This window comes from Stenotrophomonas sp. KH_036_B, from assembly GCF_057839485.1.
On the sequence record NZ_CM174491.1, the window covers coordinates 149,211 to 164,713 of the forward strand.

General features: G+C 67.5%; 14 protein-coding genes. 11 read left to right on the forward strand and 3 right to left on the reverse strand.

The annotated features are described in order from the left end of the window. Positions 1-42: 42 nt before the first annotated feature. From AC3ITN_RS00575 to AC3ITN_RS00605, 7 genes are all read left to right on the forward strand, one after another. The gene (locus AC3ITN_RS00575; RefSeq protein ID WP_313342468.1) at positions 43-582 is read left to right on the forward strand and encodes a YceI family protein; all 540 of its coding nucleotides are present in this window, start codon (positions 43-45) and stop codon (positions 580-582) included. Beyond that, complete coding sequence (locus AC3ITN_RS00580; protein ID WP_489391702.1) at positions 579-2,648, forward strand: phospholipase D family protein; 2,070 nt, start codon at positions 579-581, stop codon at positions 2,646-2,648. Before AC3ITN_RS00575 ends, AC3ITN_RS00580 begins: the two co-directional genes overlap by 4 nt. Positions 2,649-2,680: 32 nt before the next feature. Next, a complete protein-coding gene (locus tag AC3ITN_RS00585) occupies positions 2,681-3,112 on the forward strand; it encodes a hotdog fold thioesterase (RefSeq protein ID WP_313342466.1) in 432 nt (143 codons plus the stop codon). 168 nt (positions 3,113-3,280) lie between these two features. Beyond that, a complete protein-coding gene (locus AC3ITN_RS00590; protein ID WP_313342338.1) occupies positions 3,281-4,072 on the forward strand; it encodes a lysophospholipid acyltransferase family protein in 792 nt (263 codons plus the stop codon). A gap of 54 nt (positions 4,073-4,126) precedes the next feature. Further along, positions 4,127-5,119, forward strand: a complete 993-nt coding sequence (locus tag AC3ITN_RS00595; protein ID WP_313342335.1) for a YheT family hydrolase — start codon at positions 4,127-4,129, stop codon at positions 5,117-5,119. A gap of 63 nt (positions 5,120-5,182) precedes the next feature. After that, the gene (locus AC3ITN_RS00600; RefSeq protein WP_489391703.1) at positions 5,183-7,252 is read left to right on the forward strand and encodes a tetratricopeptide repeat protein; all 2,070 of its coding nucleotides are present in this window, start codon (positions 5,183-5,185) and stop codon (positions 7,250-7,252) included. 12 nt (positions 7,253-7,264) lie between these two features. Next, positions 7,265-7,876, forward strand: a complete 612-nt coding sequence (locus AC3ITN_RS00605) for a YbhB/YbcL family Raf kinase inhibitor-like protein (RefSeq protein WP_489391704.1) — start codon at positions 7,265-7,267, stop codon at positions 7,874-7,876. A gap of 51 nt (positions 7,877-7,927) precedes the next feature. On the opposite strand, the gene AC3ITN_RS00610 is transcribed toward AC3ITN_RS00605, so the two are convergent. From AC3ITN_RS00610 to AC3ITN_RS00620, 3 genes are all read right to left on the reverse strand, one after another. Continuing rightward, complete coding sequence (locus tag AC3ITN_RS00610) at positions 7,928-8,692, reverse strand: META domain-containing protein (protein WP_489391705.1); 765 nt, start codon at positions 8,690-8,692, stop codon at positions 7,928-7,930. A 64-nt stretch (positions 8,693-8,756) separates the two neighbouring features. After that, complete coding sequence (locus AC3ITN_RS00615) at positions 8,757-9,602, reverse strand: META domain-containing protein (RefSeq protein WP_489391706.1); 846 nt, start codon at positions 9,600-9,602, stop codon at positions 8,757-8,759. Between the two features lie 65 nt (positions 9,603-9,667). Continuing rightward, positions 9,668-10,462, reverse strand: coding sequence for an undecaprenyl-diphosphate phosphatase (locus AC3ITN_RS00620; RefSeq protein WP_489391707.1), 795 nt, complete (start codon positions 10,460-10,462; stop codon positions 9,668-9,670). A 247-nt stretch (positions 10,463-10,709) separates the two neighbouring features. Between AC3ITN_RS00620 and glnA the strand changes: the two genes are divergently transcribed. The 4 genes from glnA (at position 10,710) to AC3ITN_RS00640 (ending at position 15,307) form a co-directional block, all read left to right on the forward strand. Further along, on the forward strand, positions 10,710-12,119 hold the full coding sequence (gene glnA, locus AC3ITN_RS00625; RefSeq protein ID WP_313342318.1) for a type I glutamate--ammonia ligase: 1,410 nt from the start codon (positions 10,710-10,712) through the stop codon (positions 12,117-12,119). A gap of 407 nt (positions 12,120-12,526) precedes the next feature. Further along, a complete protein-coding gene (locus AC3ITN_RS00630) occupies positions 12,527-12,865 on the forward strand; it encodes a P-II family nitrogen regulator (protein ID WP_088434834.1) in 339 nt (112 codons plus the stop codon). Positions 12,866-12,884: 19 nt separating this feature from the next. Beyond that, positions 12,885-14,318 (forward strand): ammonium transporter, encoded by a 1,434-nt coding sequence (locus AC3ITN_RS00635; RefSeq protein ID WP_313342314.1) that lies wholly within the window; start codon positions 12,885-12,887, stop codon positions 14,316-14,318. A gap of 248 nt (positions 14,319-14,566) precedes the next feature. Further along, positions 14,567-15,307, forward strand: a complete 741-nt coding sequence (locus AC3ITN_RS00640; RefSeq protein WP_489391708.1) for an N-acetylmuramoyl-L-alanine amidase — start codon at positions 14,567-14,569, stop codon at positions 15,305-15,307. Positions 15,308-15,503: the final 196 nt, after the last annotated feature.

Below are 15,503 nucleotides of genomic sequence, written 5' to 3' on the forward strand. Positions count from 1 at the left end.
CTGTTGGGTCTGGCGGCGGGGGCGGCGTACGCCGAGCCCCCGGTGCCGGCCTTGCCCCCGGCCCAGACCACGCCAACGCGGGTCCTGGAGCTGGATACGGCACGCTCGCGCTTCGGCTTCGAAATCCGTACCCGGCTGGGCCAGCGCATCGAGGGCGTGTTCCCGCGCTTTGAAGGGCGCATCGACGTATTGCCCGATGGCCGTCACCAGGTCCACCTGCGCATGTTCACCGGGTACGTGGAGATTCCGGGCAAGGCCCGGTACACCGGCTGGATGCGGGGCGAGGAGTTCTTCGACGCCGGTCGCTACCCGGTGGTCGAGTTCGATTCGGTGCCGTACCTGCCGGATCTGGTCGAAAAGGGTGGCGGAATCCATGGCCGGCTGATCCTGCGCGGCGTGTCCCACCCGGAGACCCTGCAGGTGGAACCGGCGGCGTGCCCCCGGGCCGGGTATGATTGCGACGTGGTCAGCCGCGGTACCGTGCTGCGTGGCCGGTATGGAATGGACAGCTGGCAACTAGCAGTGAGTGATCGAGTGACCTTCGTCTTGCGTGCGCGTCTCAGTGAGGCGCCGAAACCGTGAATCCAATTCTGCGGGTGTTGGTGCTGGCAACGCTGTTGCTGGGCAGCGGCTGTGCGTCGCTGTCCAACGCGCAGCGCGACCGCGCGGCCGGCATTGCGGCCCAGGCCCGCTCCACCGTTGTTGACTGCGACACACCCGACCGCTGCGCGCTTGATTCGCCGCTGCGTGCGCTGGGCGGGCACGCCTTCAGCGAATCGACCGAGGCTGCCCCGCGCCACTACGCCACCATCCTGGACGAGGGCGAGGTGGCCCTGGTGGCCCGCATCAACCTGATCCGCAGCGCCACCCGCAGCATCGACCTGCAGACCTACATCTTCGACAAGGACGACAGCGCCCGGCTGGTGCTGGACGAACTGCTGGGCGCGGCGCGGCGCGGGGTCAAGGTGCGCGTGCTGATCGACCAGCTCTCGGCCATCTCGGACCTGCAGATCCTGGGCGCGCTGGCCAGCAGCCACCAGAACTTCGAGCTGCGCGTGTACAACCCCACCTTCGGCAAGGCGCGGCTGAACTACGCCGACTATGCCGGCAGCGTGCTGTGCTGCTTCCGCCGCTTCAACCAGCGCATGCACAACAAGCTGCTGGTGATCGACGACGCGCTGGGCGTGGTGGGCGGCCGCAACTACCAGGACGACTATTACGACTGGGACAGCGAATACAACTTCCGCGACCGCGACGTGGTGATCGCCGGCCCCGAGGCGCGTGGCATGGCCGCCAACTTCGACGCGTTCTGGCATGCGCCGCGCAGCGTGCCGGCGGAACGTCTCAATGATGTGGGCCGCACGCTGCTCAAGCAGGGTGCCCCGACCATGCCGCCCCTCGACTACCGCCGCCCGGACCGGGTGCAGCAGGTCATCGAGGAAGCCATCGATGCGGAGTACGTGCGCCGTACCTTCGTCGATACCGCGATGCCGGTCGCTTCGGTACGTTACGTGGCCGACCTGCCGCGCAAGCACCGCCGCGAACGGGCCAGCCAGCCTGCCAACGGCCAGCACGTGACCGAGCCGCAACTGGATGCACTGATCTCCGGCGCGCAGACCGAAGTGCTGCTGCAGACCCCGTACCTGGTGCTGTCCAAGCCGGCACGCCAACTGTTCGAGGCGCTGCGCAAGCGCGAGAAACCGCCGCGCGTGGTGGTATCCAGCAACAGCCTGGCCGCCACCGACAACCCGATCGTCTACGCACTCTCCTACAAGTACAAGCGCCGCAACCTGCGCGAGCTGGGCTTCAATATCTACGAATTCAAGCCGTTCCCGCTCGACGCGCCGGTCGATTACCGCAACCTGGTGCCGGCGCCGTTGGGCGAGGTGCCATCGGGCGACGGCAAGCGCAGCAGCCTGCTCGGTGGCAGCGCCGCCGGCAGCAACGCGCGTGGCAGCGGCAGCGGCAAGAGCAACCGACGCAGCGACGGCGTTGCCGTACCGCCTGCGCCGGCACCGGCCGGGTCGGAGACCGGCAGCGACACCGCTGCCGACCCCGACCGCCGCCAAGCCATCGGCGGCAGCGCGGTCGAACGCCGCGTGCTGCGCGCCGAAACCCGCCCCTCGTTCCTGGGCACCAAGGCGGTCAACAAGCCGCTGCCGGTGACCCGCAGCGGCGCGCGCATGGGCCTGCATGCCAAATCGCTGGTGGTGGACCGCCGCATCGGCGTGATCGGGACCCACAACTTCGACCCGCGCAGCGAGAACTACAACACCGAGGGCGCGGTGATCATCGACGACCCGGTGTTCGCCGAAGCCCTGGCACAGAGCATCCTGCGCGACATCCACCCCAAGAACTCCTGGACGGTGGCGCCACGGACCAAGCCACCGGTGCTGTCGGGCCTGAATTACAGCGTAGGCAAGGCGTCCGAAGCGCTGCCGGTGCTCGACTTCTGGCCGTGGCGCTACGCCACCGACTATGAGTTCCAGCCGGGTCCGGACTGCCCCGAACCACTCAAGCGGCAGGACGCGGGCTTCCACGCCTGCTACACCGCCGTGGGCGATTTCCCGGAGGTCAACGTGGGGCCCAAGTGGTTGCTGGTGCGCATGCTCACCGCGTTCGGCGCCGGCCTGGTGCCGATCCTGTAACCCTTTCAGTCGCACGGAGACGCTGCATGTCCCTGATATTCCGCGAACCGGTCTCGATCGAATCGCTCAACGCACTCAGCCGCAACACCCTGATCGAGCACCTCGGCATCGTCTTCACCGCGGCCGGCGATGACTGGGTGAGCGCCACCATGCCGGTCGACGCGCGTACCCGCCAGCCCTACGGCATCCTGCACGGCGGCGCCTCGGTGGTGCTGGCCGAAACCCTGGGCAGCAGTGCCGGCAACCTGTGCGTGGACACCCGCGAACAGGTCTGCGTGGGCCTGGAGATCAACGCCAACCACATCCGGGCCCAGCGCGCAGGCACCGTTACCGGCACCGCGCGCGCGGTGCACGTGGGTCGCAGTACCCAGGTCTGGGACATCCGCATCGAAGACGAGGCCGGCAAGCTGGTGTGCACCTCGCGGCTGACCCTGGCCGTGGTGCCGGCGGTACGACCGGCCTGAGCGACCCACCCGGTGGACGCTGTGTTGCGCCGACCGGGCCGGTGCAGGCGGTGACGCTGTGCCGCAGCCGGTCGCCCGCTTGACCGACCGCGGCGACTGGCCGCCGGTTGTCATCATTTTGTCCGGGATCCGCTGGCAGACCCCGCGGCGCTCGGGTATCGTTCGCGGATGACTTCCCCCACTTCGGCCTCACGTGGCGGCGTGGCGCGTGTGTGCCGTTACCTGTACCGCGTACCGCTGCTGCTGGTCCACCTGTTGCTGTTCCTGCCGATGCTGCTGATCGCCATGCTGCCGCCGTGGGGTCCCCTGCGCGTGGGCGAACGCACGTTCGAGCATGCCGCGGTGAACGCATGGTCCGCCGGGTTGATGTGGATCTTCGGCTTCCGCCTGCACCGCATCGGCACGCCGCTGCCGGGCGCGGTGCTGTTCGTGGCCAACCATGTCAGCTGGGTCGATATCTCCATGCTGCACAGCCAACGGATGATGGGCTTCGTGGCCAAGCGCGAAATCGCCGGCTGGCCGGTGGTGGGTTGGCTGGCCGCACGCGGGCAGACCATCTTCCACCAGCGTGGCAGCACCGAATCGCTCGGTGGCGTCATGCAGGAAATGGTCGTGCGCCTGCAGGAAGGCAAGGCCGTGGGCGTGTTCCCCGAGGGCCGTACGCGGGGCGGCCACGACGTGGGCCCGTTCCATGCGCGCATCTTCCAGGCGGCCGTGGAGACCCAGGTGCCGGTGCAGCCGGTCGCGCTGCGCTACGGCCGGCACGGTGACGCACAGACCGTGGTGGCGTTCGGACCGAAAGAAAGCTTCTTCGCCAACTTCCTGCGCCTGCTGGGAGAACCGGCACGCCGGGCCGAGGTGCATTTCCTCGCGCCCATCGGTACCCAGGACCTGGAAGGCCGCCGCCGCATCGCCGAGACCTCGCGCGCGCGCATCGTGGCGGCGATGGCTGCCGAGTAACGCGATGGCGCCCCTTCACGCGCCAGGGTTGCGTTCGGGTGCAGGCTCGCGCCCATGTTGACCGCTGCCGATTACCGCCCGCCGCGTTGGCTGCGCAATCCGCACCTGCAGTCGATGCTCAGTTCCAGCCGCATGCGCATGCAGCGCGGCCTGGTGCTGCTGGCCGCCACCGGCGCGCAGACCGACGAACTGATCCTCGATGGCGGCGACGGCGTGCGGCTGCAGGGCTGGCACAGCCGCATCGAAGGCCGCGAACCGGTCGGCATGGCGCTGCTGCTGCACGGCTGGGAAGGCAGTTCCGAATCCAGCTACATGCGCATGACCGCCGCGCGCATGCTCGATGCCGGCTTTGACGTGGTGCGCCTGAACTTCCGCGACCACGGCAACACCCACCACCTCAACCCCGGCATCTTCCACTCCAACCTCATCGACGAAGTGGTGCACGCCGCCGGCGATATCGCCCGGCGCTGGCCGCAGTTGCCGCTGGTCGCGGCCGGTTATTCGCTGGGCGGCAACTTCGTGCTGCGCCTGGCCCTGCGTGCCCCGGCCGCCGGGGTGCCGCTGCGCCGTGTGGCATCGGTGTGCCCCGTGCTGGACCCGGCCATCACGATGGAGAACATCGAGAACGGGCCGGCCATGTACGACTGGTACTTCCGCCGCAAGTGGGCCGGTTCGCTGCGCCGCAAGCGCGACCTGTTCCCCGAGCTGAGCGACTGGGATGACCGCGTGCTCAAGCTGGACATCCGCGCGCTGACGTCCTGGCTGGTCGAACACCACACCGACTTCGGCACCCTGCAGGCCTACTTCGACGGTTACTCGATCGCAGGTGACCGCCTCGCCGGGCTCGAAGTACCGGCCGACATCCTGATGGCCCAGGACGATCCGGTGATCCCCTACGCCACCTTCAACGGCTGGCGGCTGCCGGCGCATGCCCGGCTGGAGATCGCCCCGTGGGGCGGTCACTGCGGGTTCCTGGAGAACTGGCGCGGCGACGGCTTCTCCGAGCGCTGGGTGGCCCAGCGGCTGGGTCTGGAAGCCCTGCGCTGAGCCGGCGGCGGCGCGCCCGGCGGCGTGCTCTACAATCGGGGTTTGACCCCAAGCCGGACCGTCATGCAAGACAAGATTCTCGAAGCCCTGCGCCGCAACGCGGCCGATGAAGCCGTGCAGCTGGCGCGCGAATGGACCCAGACCGAACCGGAGCAGCCGCAGGCGCACCGTTGGCTGGCCCTGGCGCTGCAGCAGCAGGGCCAGTACCCCGAGGCCCTGGAAAGCCTGCAGCAGGCGCTCGCGCTGGCCCCGGACAACGCCGACCTGCACCTGCTGCACGCCGGCCTGTTGCTGTCGCTGCGTCAGTTCGAGGCCGCCGATTCGGCGCTGGACCGCACCGCCGAGCTGAATCCCAATGCGCTGCCGGCCTACCTCATGCAGGCGCACCTGGCGCTGGGTCGCAACGACGTGGACGAGGCCGAGCGGATCACCCGTACCGCCGCCCGCGTCGACGAAGAGCACCCGGAAGTGGTCGCACTGCTGGGCATGATCGCGCTGCGCCGTGGCGATGGTGATCGCGCGCTGGCACTGCTGTCGGCGGCCAGCCAGGCGATGCCCAACGACCCGCGCATTCTCTATGCGCTGGGGTTTGCCTACCTGGGCAAGGACATGCTGGCCTTCGCCGAGCAGGCGTTCCGTCGCGTGCTGGAACTCAACCCCGGCATCACCTCGCTGCAGGGCCTGCTGGTCCATCTGGCCTTGCGCCAAGGCAATACCGAGTCCGCCGCTGCAACGATGCGCCATGTGCTGTCAAAGCCGGACACCGACACCCCCGCGATGCGTCGTCTGGCCGGTGAGCTGGAGTTGCAGTCCGGGCAGCCGTTGCAGGCCATCGAACACCTGGTACCGGTGCTGGAACAGTGGCCGGCCGACCGCCAGACCCTGCAGTTGCTGCTGATGGCCTGGCAGCGCCTGGGGCGGGAACAGCAGGCCCGCGAGACCCTTGATGCGGCCTTGGCGGGCAACACCGGCGAGCACAACCTGTGGCTGGCCCGGCTCTCCGTGGAGCCGGTCGGCAGCGCGGACGCCGCTGCCGTTGCGGAACGCTGGATCGAGGCCATGCCCGCGCATCTGCCGGCGCTGGAGACCCGCATGCGCCTGCACGACATGAACGGTGAGGGCGACGCCGCCGAAGCCGTGGCCCGCCGCATCACCGGGATTGAGCCGGGCCGCACCAGCGGCGAAAACCGCGTTGTGGAAGCGCTGCTTGCGCGCGATCCCGCTGCAGCAGTTGCGCATGTGCAGGGCCTCGTTGCCGCTGCACCGGCCGAGATCCGCGCGGACCTGCGTGCGTGGCTGGGTTCCGTGCAGGACCGCGCTGGCCTGCATGCAGATGCGCTGGCGACCTGGGTCGACGTCCACCAGGTCCAGGCCACGCAGCGCCTGCCCTTGCCCCCGCAGGCCAAGGCTCCGCTGGATTGGCCGGAGATGGGCAGCATTCCGGAGGGCGTCTCCGCACGCCCGATGTTCGTCTGGGGGGCGCCAGGTTCGGGGGTCGAACGCGTGATCGCGGCCATCGCCGTCGGCAGTCCGGTAGTGCGCGGGGATCGCTTCGGTCCCAACCCGCCCAATGATGCCTTCCAGAGCTATCACACACTGCAGGAGCTCTCCACCGGCAAGCTCAGCTCCGAACAGCTGGTGTCGCAATGGCGCGATCTGCTGCCCTCGCGGGGCCTGTCCGATGCCAACATGATTGATTGGCTGCTGTGGTGGGACAACGCACTGCTGTGGTCGCTGCGCCCGCAGTTGCCCGAGGGACGCCTGCTGCTGGTGCTGCGCGACCCGCGCGACATGCTGCTGGAGTGGCTGGCGCATGGCTCGCCTGCTCCGTTTGCGGTGAATTCGGTCGGTGAAGCATCCGAGTGGCTGAACCGGGCGCTGTCGCAGGTCGCCACGCTGCACGAGCAGGACCTGTACCCCCATGCACTGGTGCGCATTGATGACATCGGCACCAACCCCGCAGCAATGGCGGACCACCTCGGCCGCCTGTTCGGCGTGCAGCTTGCGCCTGCCCCCTCCCTGGGGCCGGTGCGCCTGCCTGCGGGCCACTGGCGCCAGTACCGCGATGTCCTGTCCGCCGCGTTTGCACAGCTGACCCCGGTCGCCGTGCGCCTTGGCTACCCGGAAGCGTAAGGAGACCTTTTCATGAAGTTGAGCAGTACCCGCCTTACCAACGGCGAACCCATTGCCAGCACCTTCGCGGCCGGCGACGCGGACGGCTTCGCCGCCAACCGCAACCCGCCGCTGGCGTGGAGCGAGGTGCCCGACGGCACCCGTTCCTTCGCGCTCCTGTGCGTCGACCCGGACGTGCCCACCGTGCCCGAGACGGTGGGCCGCCACGACCGCAGCGTGCCCCGCGACCAGCCGCGTGCCGACTTCGTCCATTGGGCAATGGCCGACATTCCCGCCGATCTGCGCGGCATTGCCGAAGGCAGCTGCAGCGAGGGCTTCACCGTGAAGGGCAAGCCGCAGCCGGCCGGTCCGGCCGGTGCACGCCAGGGCCTGAACGACTTCACCGGCTGGTTCGCCGGCAACCCTGACATGGCCGGGCAGTACCTGGGCTATGACGGCCCGTACCCGCCGTTCAACGACGAGCGCGTGCACCGTTACTTCTTCCGCCTGTTTGCGCTGGACGTGGCCACGCTGGACCTGCCCACCCCGTTCACCGCCGCCGACGTGCACAGGGCCATGCACGGCCACGTGCTCGCCGAAGCGGCGCTGCACGGGACGTATACGCTCAACCCGGCGTTGCGCTGATCGGCGGCGCCGCCCGACCAGGGGTGCCCGCTTGCGCAGGCACCCGTTGGGTCATTCCTCCGCGCGTTCGCGGGTGGTCCGGAGCGCGCCCTTGGAGACGTATGCCCAGGAGGGCTTCGGCCCACTGATCGCGAACCGTTTCACGAGCAGTACGTTGCTCAGGCCGTCCTCGTGGCTGAAACCCTCGATCTGCCAGGGCACGCTCACGAACTCACCTTCGCTTGCCAGCATGCTGCCGTTGCTGCCGTAGTGCACTTCCCGCACCTGCAGGCACTGCGCGCCCGTGGGCGATGCACAGGGCGCGGTGCGCGATGCCACCTCCAGGTACAACGTCTCCCCAGGGCTCCCATAGCGTGTCTCCGGTGTTGGCTCCGGAAGGAATACCAGCACCTCCCCATGTGCCGTGCGCCAGGCCAGCGCTCCGTCGTCGGCCTGCGTCAGCGTTGCCGACGAAGAGTGGGTGATCAGCGCAATGGCCCGGCTCTCCTGCTCGGCTACCTCGTCCCTGCAGCCGACGGCGGTTCGCTCTCCCTGTACGACGAAGAGACGGCTGCCCTGCAGGCGGTAGCCAGCACCCATGGCGTTGCAGAGATTCAACACGCCCAGCTGGCCCTGCGTGAACCGTACCGCCAGCGGGGGGCGGCCCTCCACGAACAGCGCATCAATACGTTCGCCACGCGCATCCGTCGCCTCGGACAGATGCCAGACATACGCTTCGAGATGTGCATGAGTGGGAGCAGTGCTGGCCACTGCAGCGTTCTGGAACGCGGTCAGCAGCACGATCAGGCACAGCGGAAAAATGTACGGGCGCCTCATGCCTGTCTCCTTGGCGTGCTTGCAGTGCAACGAAGAAGGGCAGCCGCAGGCTGCCCTTCAGAGGTTACGGTTTGACCGTTTCCGACTCCACCACCATGTCCAGCACATACGCCTTCGACGAACCGTCGGCCGGCGGGTTGGCGACGTTGAAGCGCTTCACCCGCAGCACGTTACGCGTGCCGGCTTCGTGGGTATAGCCCTCGATGACGTCGTAGAAGTTTTCGAACGCCCCCGGCGTGCCCTGCTTCAGGCCCTTGTCGTCGAACTGGATCTCACGGGTCTGCAGGCACTGCTTGTCGCGGATCATCGGGTGCGGGCACGGCTTGGTCTGCGCGGCCACCTCGATGAACACCGTCTCACCCGGACCGCCGAAGCGGGTCTCGGCGGTCGCCTGCGGGTTGAACACCAGCACGTCGCCGCTGGCGGTGCGCAGGGTCAGCTGGCCTTCGCCGCCCAGTTCGGTCTTCGATGCGCCTTCCAGGCGTGAGCCCACCGCCTGGTCCAGTGCCATCAGCGCCTTGTCCGTGCAGGCCATCATGGTCGAGGCCATCGGCGAAACGGTCAGGCTGCCGTCGGCCAGGGTATAGCCGCCTCCCATCCGGTTGCAGGTGTTGCTGACCGCCAGGCGGCCGTCGATGAAGTCCAGCGTGACCGGCTTGTCGGCGCGCGCGAACAGCGCATCGATACGCTTGCCGCTGGCATCAGTGGCGCTGTCGAGCACCCATTGGTTGCCCTGCAGGCGCTGCGCATCCAGCTGCGCCACTGCCTTCTGGTCGGCAGCCGCCGTCGGCGCCGGGGCGAGGTCGTCGCGGCCGGACACGGCCGGGGCCTCCGTGGACGGGTTGCTGCACGCGGCCAGCACGGCCAGCGGCAGGATCAGCATCAGGTTGCGGGTACGTTTCATGGACATCTCCTTGGGAACCCGGGGAATAACGATGCAGCGCCCCGGGTGGGGTTGCGGCGGCGCCGGGCCGTTCAGTTGCCGGCAGGCAGGAACAGCAGCAGGCCCGCGCCGAGTGCGATCCGGTAGAACGCGAAGGCGGTGAAGCGGTGGGCCTTGATGTAGCCCAGCAGCCACTTCACTACGACGAAGCCGGTGATGACCGCGGCAACGAAGGCCACGCCCACGTCGGTCCAGTTCTCGCTGGCCAGTCTGCCGTCCTTGGCCAGTTCCAGGAACGCGTACGCACTGGCCGCGAACATGGTGGGAATGCCCACCAGGAACACGAATTCAGTCGCCGCCGCGCGCCGGCTCAGGCCGAACAGCATGGCAATGAAGATCGCCGCGGCCGAGCGCGAGGTGCCGGGGAACACGCCGGCCACCACCTGCGCCAGGCCGACCAGCACGGCCACCTTCCAGGTCACCTCGTCGCGGTCGGGCAGGCGCGCGGCGCGCGCTTCCACCAGGATCATCCAGATGCCGCCGATGATCAGCGCCCAGGCCACCGGGGTTACCGTCTCCGGCAGCTCCCAGCCGGCCAGGCGGACGGGCAGGCCGACCACTGCCGTCACCAGGAACGCGGTGCCCAGCTTGAGCACGTAATCGCGGTTGGCCCGGTCCTGCAGGCCGGTGGCCAGCGTCCACAGGCGCTGGCGGAACACCAGGGTGATGGCCAGGATCGCGCCGGCCTGGATCACGATGTTGAAGAAGTCCGACCGCGCGCCCAGCCAGTGCTGGGCGATCAGCAGGTGACCGGTACTGGAAATCGGAAGGAATTCGGTGAGGCCTTCAAGAATGCCCAACAACAGGGCAGAGAACAGATCGGACATCGGCGGGCGGTTGCTCGAAAATAAAGGGGTACAGCCGGGCCCGGCCCGGCTGCGTGCGTGACGAAGCATAAAACATCAGACGCCGCACCAAATGTGTGCATGGTGCGGCCATTGCACCGCAATGGTGCGCAGCGTTCAGCGTCCATCCGGGTGCACACCGTGTGAAATCAACCACTTGTGCGGTCCGGAAAGTTGGCACGGGGATTGCTCTATCCACACAGGCAATCACCCATCTGAGGTTTCACCGATGTCTGTGGAAAACGTTGAGAAGCTGATCAAGGACAACCAGATCGAATTCATCGACCTGCGCTTTGTCGACATGCGCGGTATCGAGCAGCACGTCACCTTCCCGGTCAGCATCGTGGAACCGTCCCTGTTTGAAGAAGGCAAGATGTTCGACGGCAGCTCGATCGCCGGCTGGAAGGGCATCAACGAGTCCGACATGGTCCTGCTGCCGGATCCGTCCAGCGCGTACGTCGACCCGTTCTACGCCGACCCGACCCTGGTCATCAGCTGCGACATCCTTGACCCGGCCACCATGCAGCCGTACGGCCGCTGCCCGCGCGGCATCGCCAAGCGCGCCGAGGCCTACCTGAAGTCCTCCGGCATTGCCGAGCAGGCCTTCTTCGGTCCGGAGCCGGAGTTCTTCATCTTCGACTCGGTCCGCTTCGCCAACGACATGGGCAACACCTTCTTCAAGATCGACTCCGAAGAAGCGGCCTGGAGCACCGGCGACAAGTTCGGCGGTGCCAACAGCGGTTACCGTCCGGCAGTGAAGGGGGGTTACTTCCCCGTTCCGCCGACCGATTCGCTGCACGACCTGCGCGCTGAAATGTGCAAGACGCTGGAACAGGTCGGCATCGAAGTCGAAGTGCAGCACCACGAAGTGGCCACCGCCGGCCAGTGCGAAATCGGCACCAAGTTCAGCACCCTGGTGCAGAAGGCCGACGAACTGCTGCGCATGAAGCACGTCATCAAGAACGTGGCCCACCGCAACGGCAAGACCGCCACCTTCATGCCCAAGCCGATCGTCGGCGACAACGGCAGCGGCATGCACGTGCACCAGTCCCTGTCCAAGGGCGGCACCAACCTGTTCTCCGGTGACGGCTACGGCGGCCTGAGCCAGCTGGCGCTGTGGTACATCGGCGGCATCTTCAAGCACGCCAAGGCGATCAACGCCTTCGCCAATTCCGGCACCAACAGCTACAAGCGCCTGGTGCCGGGCTTCGAAGCCCCGGTGATGCTGGCCTATTCGGCCCGCAACCGTTCGGCCTCGTGCCGCATTCCGTGGGTGTCCAACCCGAAGGCGCGCCGCATTGAAATGCGCTTCCCCGATCCGATCCAGTCCGGCTACCTGACCTTCACCGTGCTGATGATGGCCGGCCTGGACGGCATCAAGAACCAGATCGACCCGGGCGAACCGAGCGACAAGGATCTGTACGACCTGCCGCCGGAAGAAGAGAAGCTGATCCCGCAGGTCTGCTCCTCGCTCGACCAGGCCCTGGAAGCGCTGGACAAGGACCGCGAGTTCCTCAAGGCCGGTGGCGTGATGAGCGACGACTTCATCGATGGCTATATCGCGCTGAAGATGCAGGAAGTGACCCGCTTCCGCGCCGCCACCCACCCGCTCGAATACCAGATGTACTACGCCAACTGAGCAACAGGTGACGATGCCGAAGGACTTCCCTCCCACCTTCGTCATCGTCACCGCTTCACCAACGCGCGACGGCTGGGGAGCCGAACCGCAAGACGGTAGAACCGACCGGGTAAAACCGACGGGGTAGAGCGGGCTGTGCAGAGCCGACTGTGTAGAGCGGACTGTGTAGAGCGGACTGTTAGTCCGCTGCGTTGTAAACCAACACCAGGGGCAAGAGAGACCGGACGCGCAGCATGGGCCTTCCTCCCTCCCGCGTCACCGCTGCCGCCGCCCTTACGGGTATCGGCAACGGCGTGGTCCATGCAACGTCCGGCGCAACGACCGGCGGCCATGTGCAAGTGGCCGCCGGTTGACCTGACATCGGCCTGCCAGCGCAGGCCGGTTCCATCCACCATCGGGATATGCGCATGAAACTGATCTCCGCCATCATCCGACCGTTCAAGCTCGACGAGGTCCGCGAGGCCCTCTCCGATGCGGGCGTGTCGGGCATCACCGTGACCGAGGTCAAGGGTTTCGGTCGCCAGAAGGGTCACACCGAGTTGTACCGCGGCGCGGAGTACGTCGTGGACTTCCTGCCGAAGATCAAGATTGAAACCGTGGTCACCGACGACCGCCTGGATGCCGTGGTCGAAGCGATCCAGACCGCGGCCGGCACCGGCAAGATCGGTGACGGCAAGATCTTCGTCACCGCGGTCGAACAGGTCGTCCGCATCCGCACCGGCGAAATCGGCGCGGACGCGCTCTAACTCTCACTCGGAGCCCACAATGAAGACTTCCTTGTTCACCGGGTGGCAAGCCCGGTTCCACGCTGTGTGCCTGTTGATGCTGATCAGCGCCCTCGCCGTCGGCGCCTTCTCCGGTACGGCGCACGCGCAGGCCCAGGTCACCCCCGCACCCACCGAAAGCGTGGCCGTCGAACCGTTGCCCGCCCCAGATGCCGCACCGGCAGCCGCCGTTGAAGCCGCCGCTGCAGCCCCCAGCTTCGACCACGGTGACGTGGCCTGGATGCTCACCTCCACCCTGCTGGTGCTGTTGATGGTGGTGCCGGGCCTGGCGCTGTTCTATGGCGGCCTGGTGCGCTCCAAGAACGTGCTGTCCATTCTCAGCCAGATCCTGGTGGTGTTCTCGCTGGTGCTGATGCTGTGGGTAGCCTATGGCTACAGCGCGGTGTTCAGTGAAGGCAACGCCTTCTTCGGCTCGTTCACCGAATTCGCCTTCCTCAAGGGCTTCGCCCCCGACTCGGTCGGCAACACCCCGATCAAGGGGCTGCCGGATTACCTGTTCGTGGCCTTCCAGTCCACCTTCGCCGGCATCACCACCGCGCTGATCGTCGGTGCGTTTGCCGAGCGCATCAAGTTCAAGGCCGTGCTGCTGTTCTCGGCCCTGTGGTTCACGCTGAGCTATATCCCGATGGCGCACATCGTCTGGGGTGGCGGTTACCTGGGTGCGATGGGCGCGATCGACTTCGCCGGTGGCACCGTGGTGCACATCAATGCGGGTGTGGCCGGCCTGGTGGCGGCGTACTTCGTCGGCAAGCGCATCGGCTACGGCCAGACCGCACTCAAGCCGCACAACGTACCGTTCACCTACATCGGCGCGATGTTGCTGTGGGTGGGCTGGTTCGGCTTCAACGCCGGTTCGGCCGCCGCGGCCGACACCGTTGCCTCGCTGGCCTTCATCAACACCATCCTCGCCACCGCCGCTGCGGTGCTGGGCTGGACCCTGGTGGAAGCGGTCAGCAAGGGCAAGCCGTCCGCCCTCGGCGCAGCGTCCGGCGCGGTGGCCGGCTTGGTCGGCATCACCCCGGCATGCGGCACGGTCGGCCCGTTGGGCGCCATCGTGATCGGCCTGGTGACCGGCGTGGTCTGCGTGTGGGGCGTTACCGGCCTCAAGCGCCTGCTCAAGGTGGATGACACCGCTGATGTGTTCGGCGTGCATGGTGTCGGCGGTATCGTCGGCGCGCTGCTCACCGGCGTGTTCAGCGCGCAGTCGCTGGGCGGCACCAAGGCCGACCTCGATATCGGCCACCAGGTCTGGGTACAGCTGGTCAGCGTGGGCTTCACCATCGTCTGGTGCGCGGTCGTCACCGTCGCGATCCTGCTGGTGGTGCGCCTGGTCTTCGGCCTGCGCGTGACCGAGGAAGCCGAGCGCACCGGCCTGGATGTCACCTCGCACGGCGAATCCGCATACGAGGCCTGATGCAGCAACGCCGACCTGCAATGCGGACCTGTAGTGCCGACTGTTAGTCGGCAACGCAACTGATCGGCAAGGCATACACGGTAATGCCGACTGTTAGTCGGCAACGGATAGACGGTAGTGCCGACTGTTAGTCGGCAGCCCCACCAACAAGAAACGAGAGAGAGCGTAGTAATTGGCCGGCAACCGCAAGGTTCGCCGGCCATTTTTTTGCGTTCGCACCCCGCGCCCCGATCGGCCACAATCCCCCCATGCGCCGAATCCACCGCCCGCTCGTGCTGCTCGCCACCCTCCTGCTCGCCGCCTGCGCCAGCACCGACGTGCGCAGCCCGCTCGCCACCTGGGTGCCCTCGCCGAACCACAACGCACGCAGCCCGGTCATCATCGTTCTGCACCACACCGACCAGGACAACGTGCAGCAGAGCCTGCACACCCTGCGGACCGCCAACAGCGGCGGCAAGGTGAGCTCGCATTACCTGGTCGGCTCGGATGGCCACATCTACCAGCTCGTCGCCGACAACCGCCGCGCCTGGCATGCCGGTGGCGGCCGCTGGGGCACGATCACCGACCTCAACTCCACCTCCATCGGCATCGAGATCGACAACGACGGCAACAGCCCGTTCGCTCCCGACCAGATCGCCGCCCTGATCCGCCTGCTCGACGATCTCTGCACGCGCCTGAACATCCCACGCACCCGGATCATCGCGCACGCCGACCTCGCGCCCGCGCGCAAGCAGGACCCCAGCCGCTACTTCCCGTGGCAGCAGCTGGCCGAGGCGGGCTTCGGCGTCTGGCCGCGCGCCAGCGACGGCCCGGCCCCACCAGGCTTCGACCCGTGGCTGGCGCTCCAGACCTTCGGCTACCCGCTCAACGACCGCGGGGCGGCCGCCGGCGCCTTCCATCGCCGCTTCCGCGCCCGCGACGATCTCCCGCCAACCCTCGACGCCGAAGACGCCCGCATCCTGCACTCGCTGCTGCAACAGGCGCGCTGAACGGTCGCCACCGACGAGACATGACCTCGGGTTCACGCGACGGCTGCCGCCAATGGCCCGCAACGAACGGCCGGTGACGAACGTTTCGCAACCGGCGGCCTGCACCGACGGCTCGCACCAAATCGCTCGCACCCGACGGCTCGCACCAAACGGCTCGCACCCGACGCCTGGCACCAAATGGCTCGCACCCGACTGG

Bases quoted from the DNA above. Each gene is read 5' to 3' on its own strand.
- AC3ITN_RS00615 (WP_489391706.1), bottom strand. From the start codon at position 9,602: ATGTCCATGAAACGTACCCGCAACCTGATGCTGATCCTGCCGCTGGCC.
- AC3ITN_RS00635 (WP_313342314.1), top strand. From the start codon at position 12,885: ATGAAGACTTCCTTGTTCACCGGGTGGCAAGCCCGGTTCCACGCTGTG.
- AC3ITN_RS00620 (WP_489391707.1), bottom strand. From the start codon at position 10,462: ATGTCCGATCTGTTCTCTGCCCTGTTGTTGGGCATTCTTGAAGGCCTC.
- AC3ITN_RS00590 (WP_313342338.1), top strand. From the start codon at position 3,281: ATGACTTCCCCCACTTCGGCCTCACGTGGCGGCGTGGCGCGTGTGTGC.
- glnA (WP_313342318.1), top strand. From the start codon at position 10,710: ATGTCTGTGGAAAACGTTGAGAAGCTGATCAAGGACAACCAGATCGAA.
- AC3ITN_RS00600 (WP_489391703.1), top strand. From the start codon at position 5,183: ATGCAAGACAAGATTCTCGAAGCCCTGCGCCGCAACGCGGCCGATGAA.
- AC3ITN_RS00605 (WP_489391704.1), top strand. From the start codon at position 7,265: ATGAAGTTGAGCAGTACCCGCCTTACCAACGGCGAACCCATTGCCAGC.
- AC3ITN_RS00640 (WP_489391708.1), top strand. From the start codon at position 14,567: ATGCGCCGAATCCACCGCCCGCTCGTGCTGCTCGCCACCCTCCTGCTC.
- AC3ITN_RS00610 (WP_489391705.1), bottom strand. From the start codon at position 8,692: ATGAGGCGCCCGTACATTTTTCCGCTGTGCCTGATCGTGCTGCTGACC.
- AC3ITN_RS00595 (WP_313342335.1), top strand. From the start codon at position 4,127: ATGTTGACCGCTGCCGATTACCGCCCGCCGCGTTGGCTGCGCAATCCG.
- AC3ITN_RS00630 (WP_088434834.1), top strand. From the start codon at position 12,527: ATGAAACTGATCTCCGCCATCATCCGACCGTTCAAGCTCGACGAGGTC.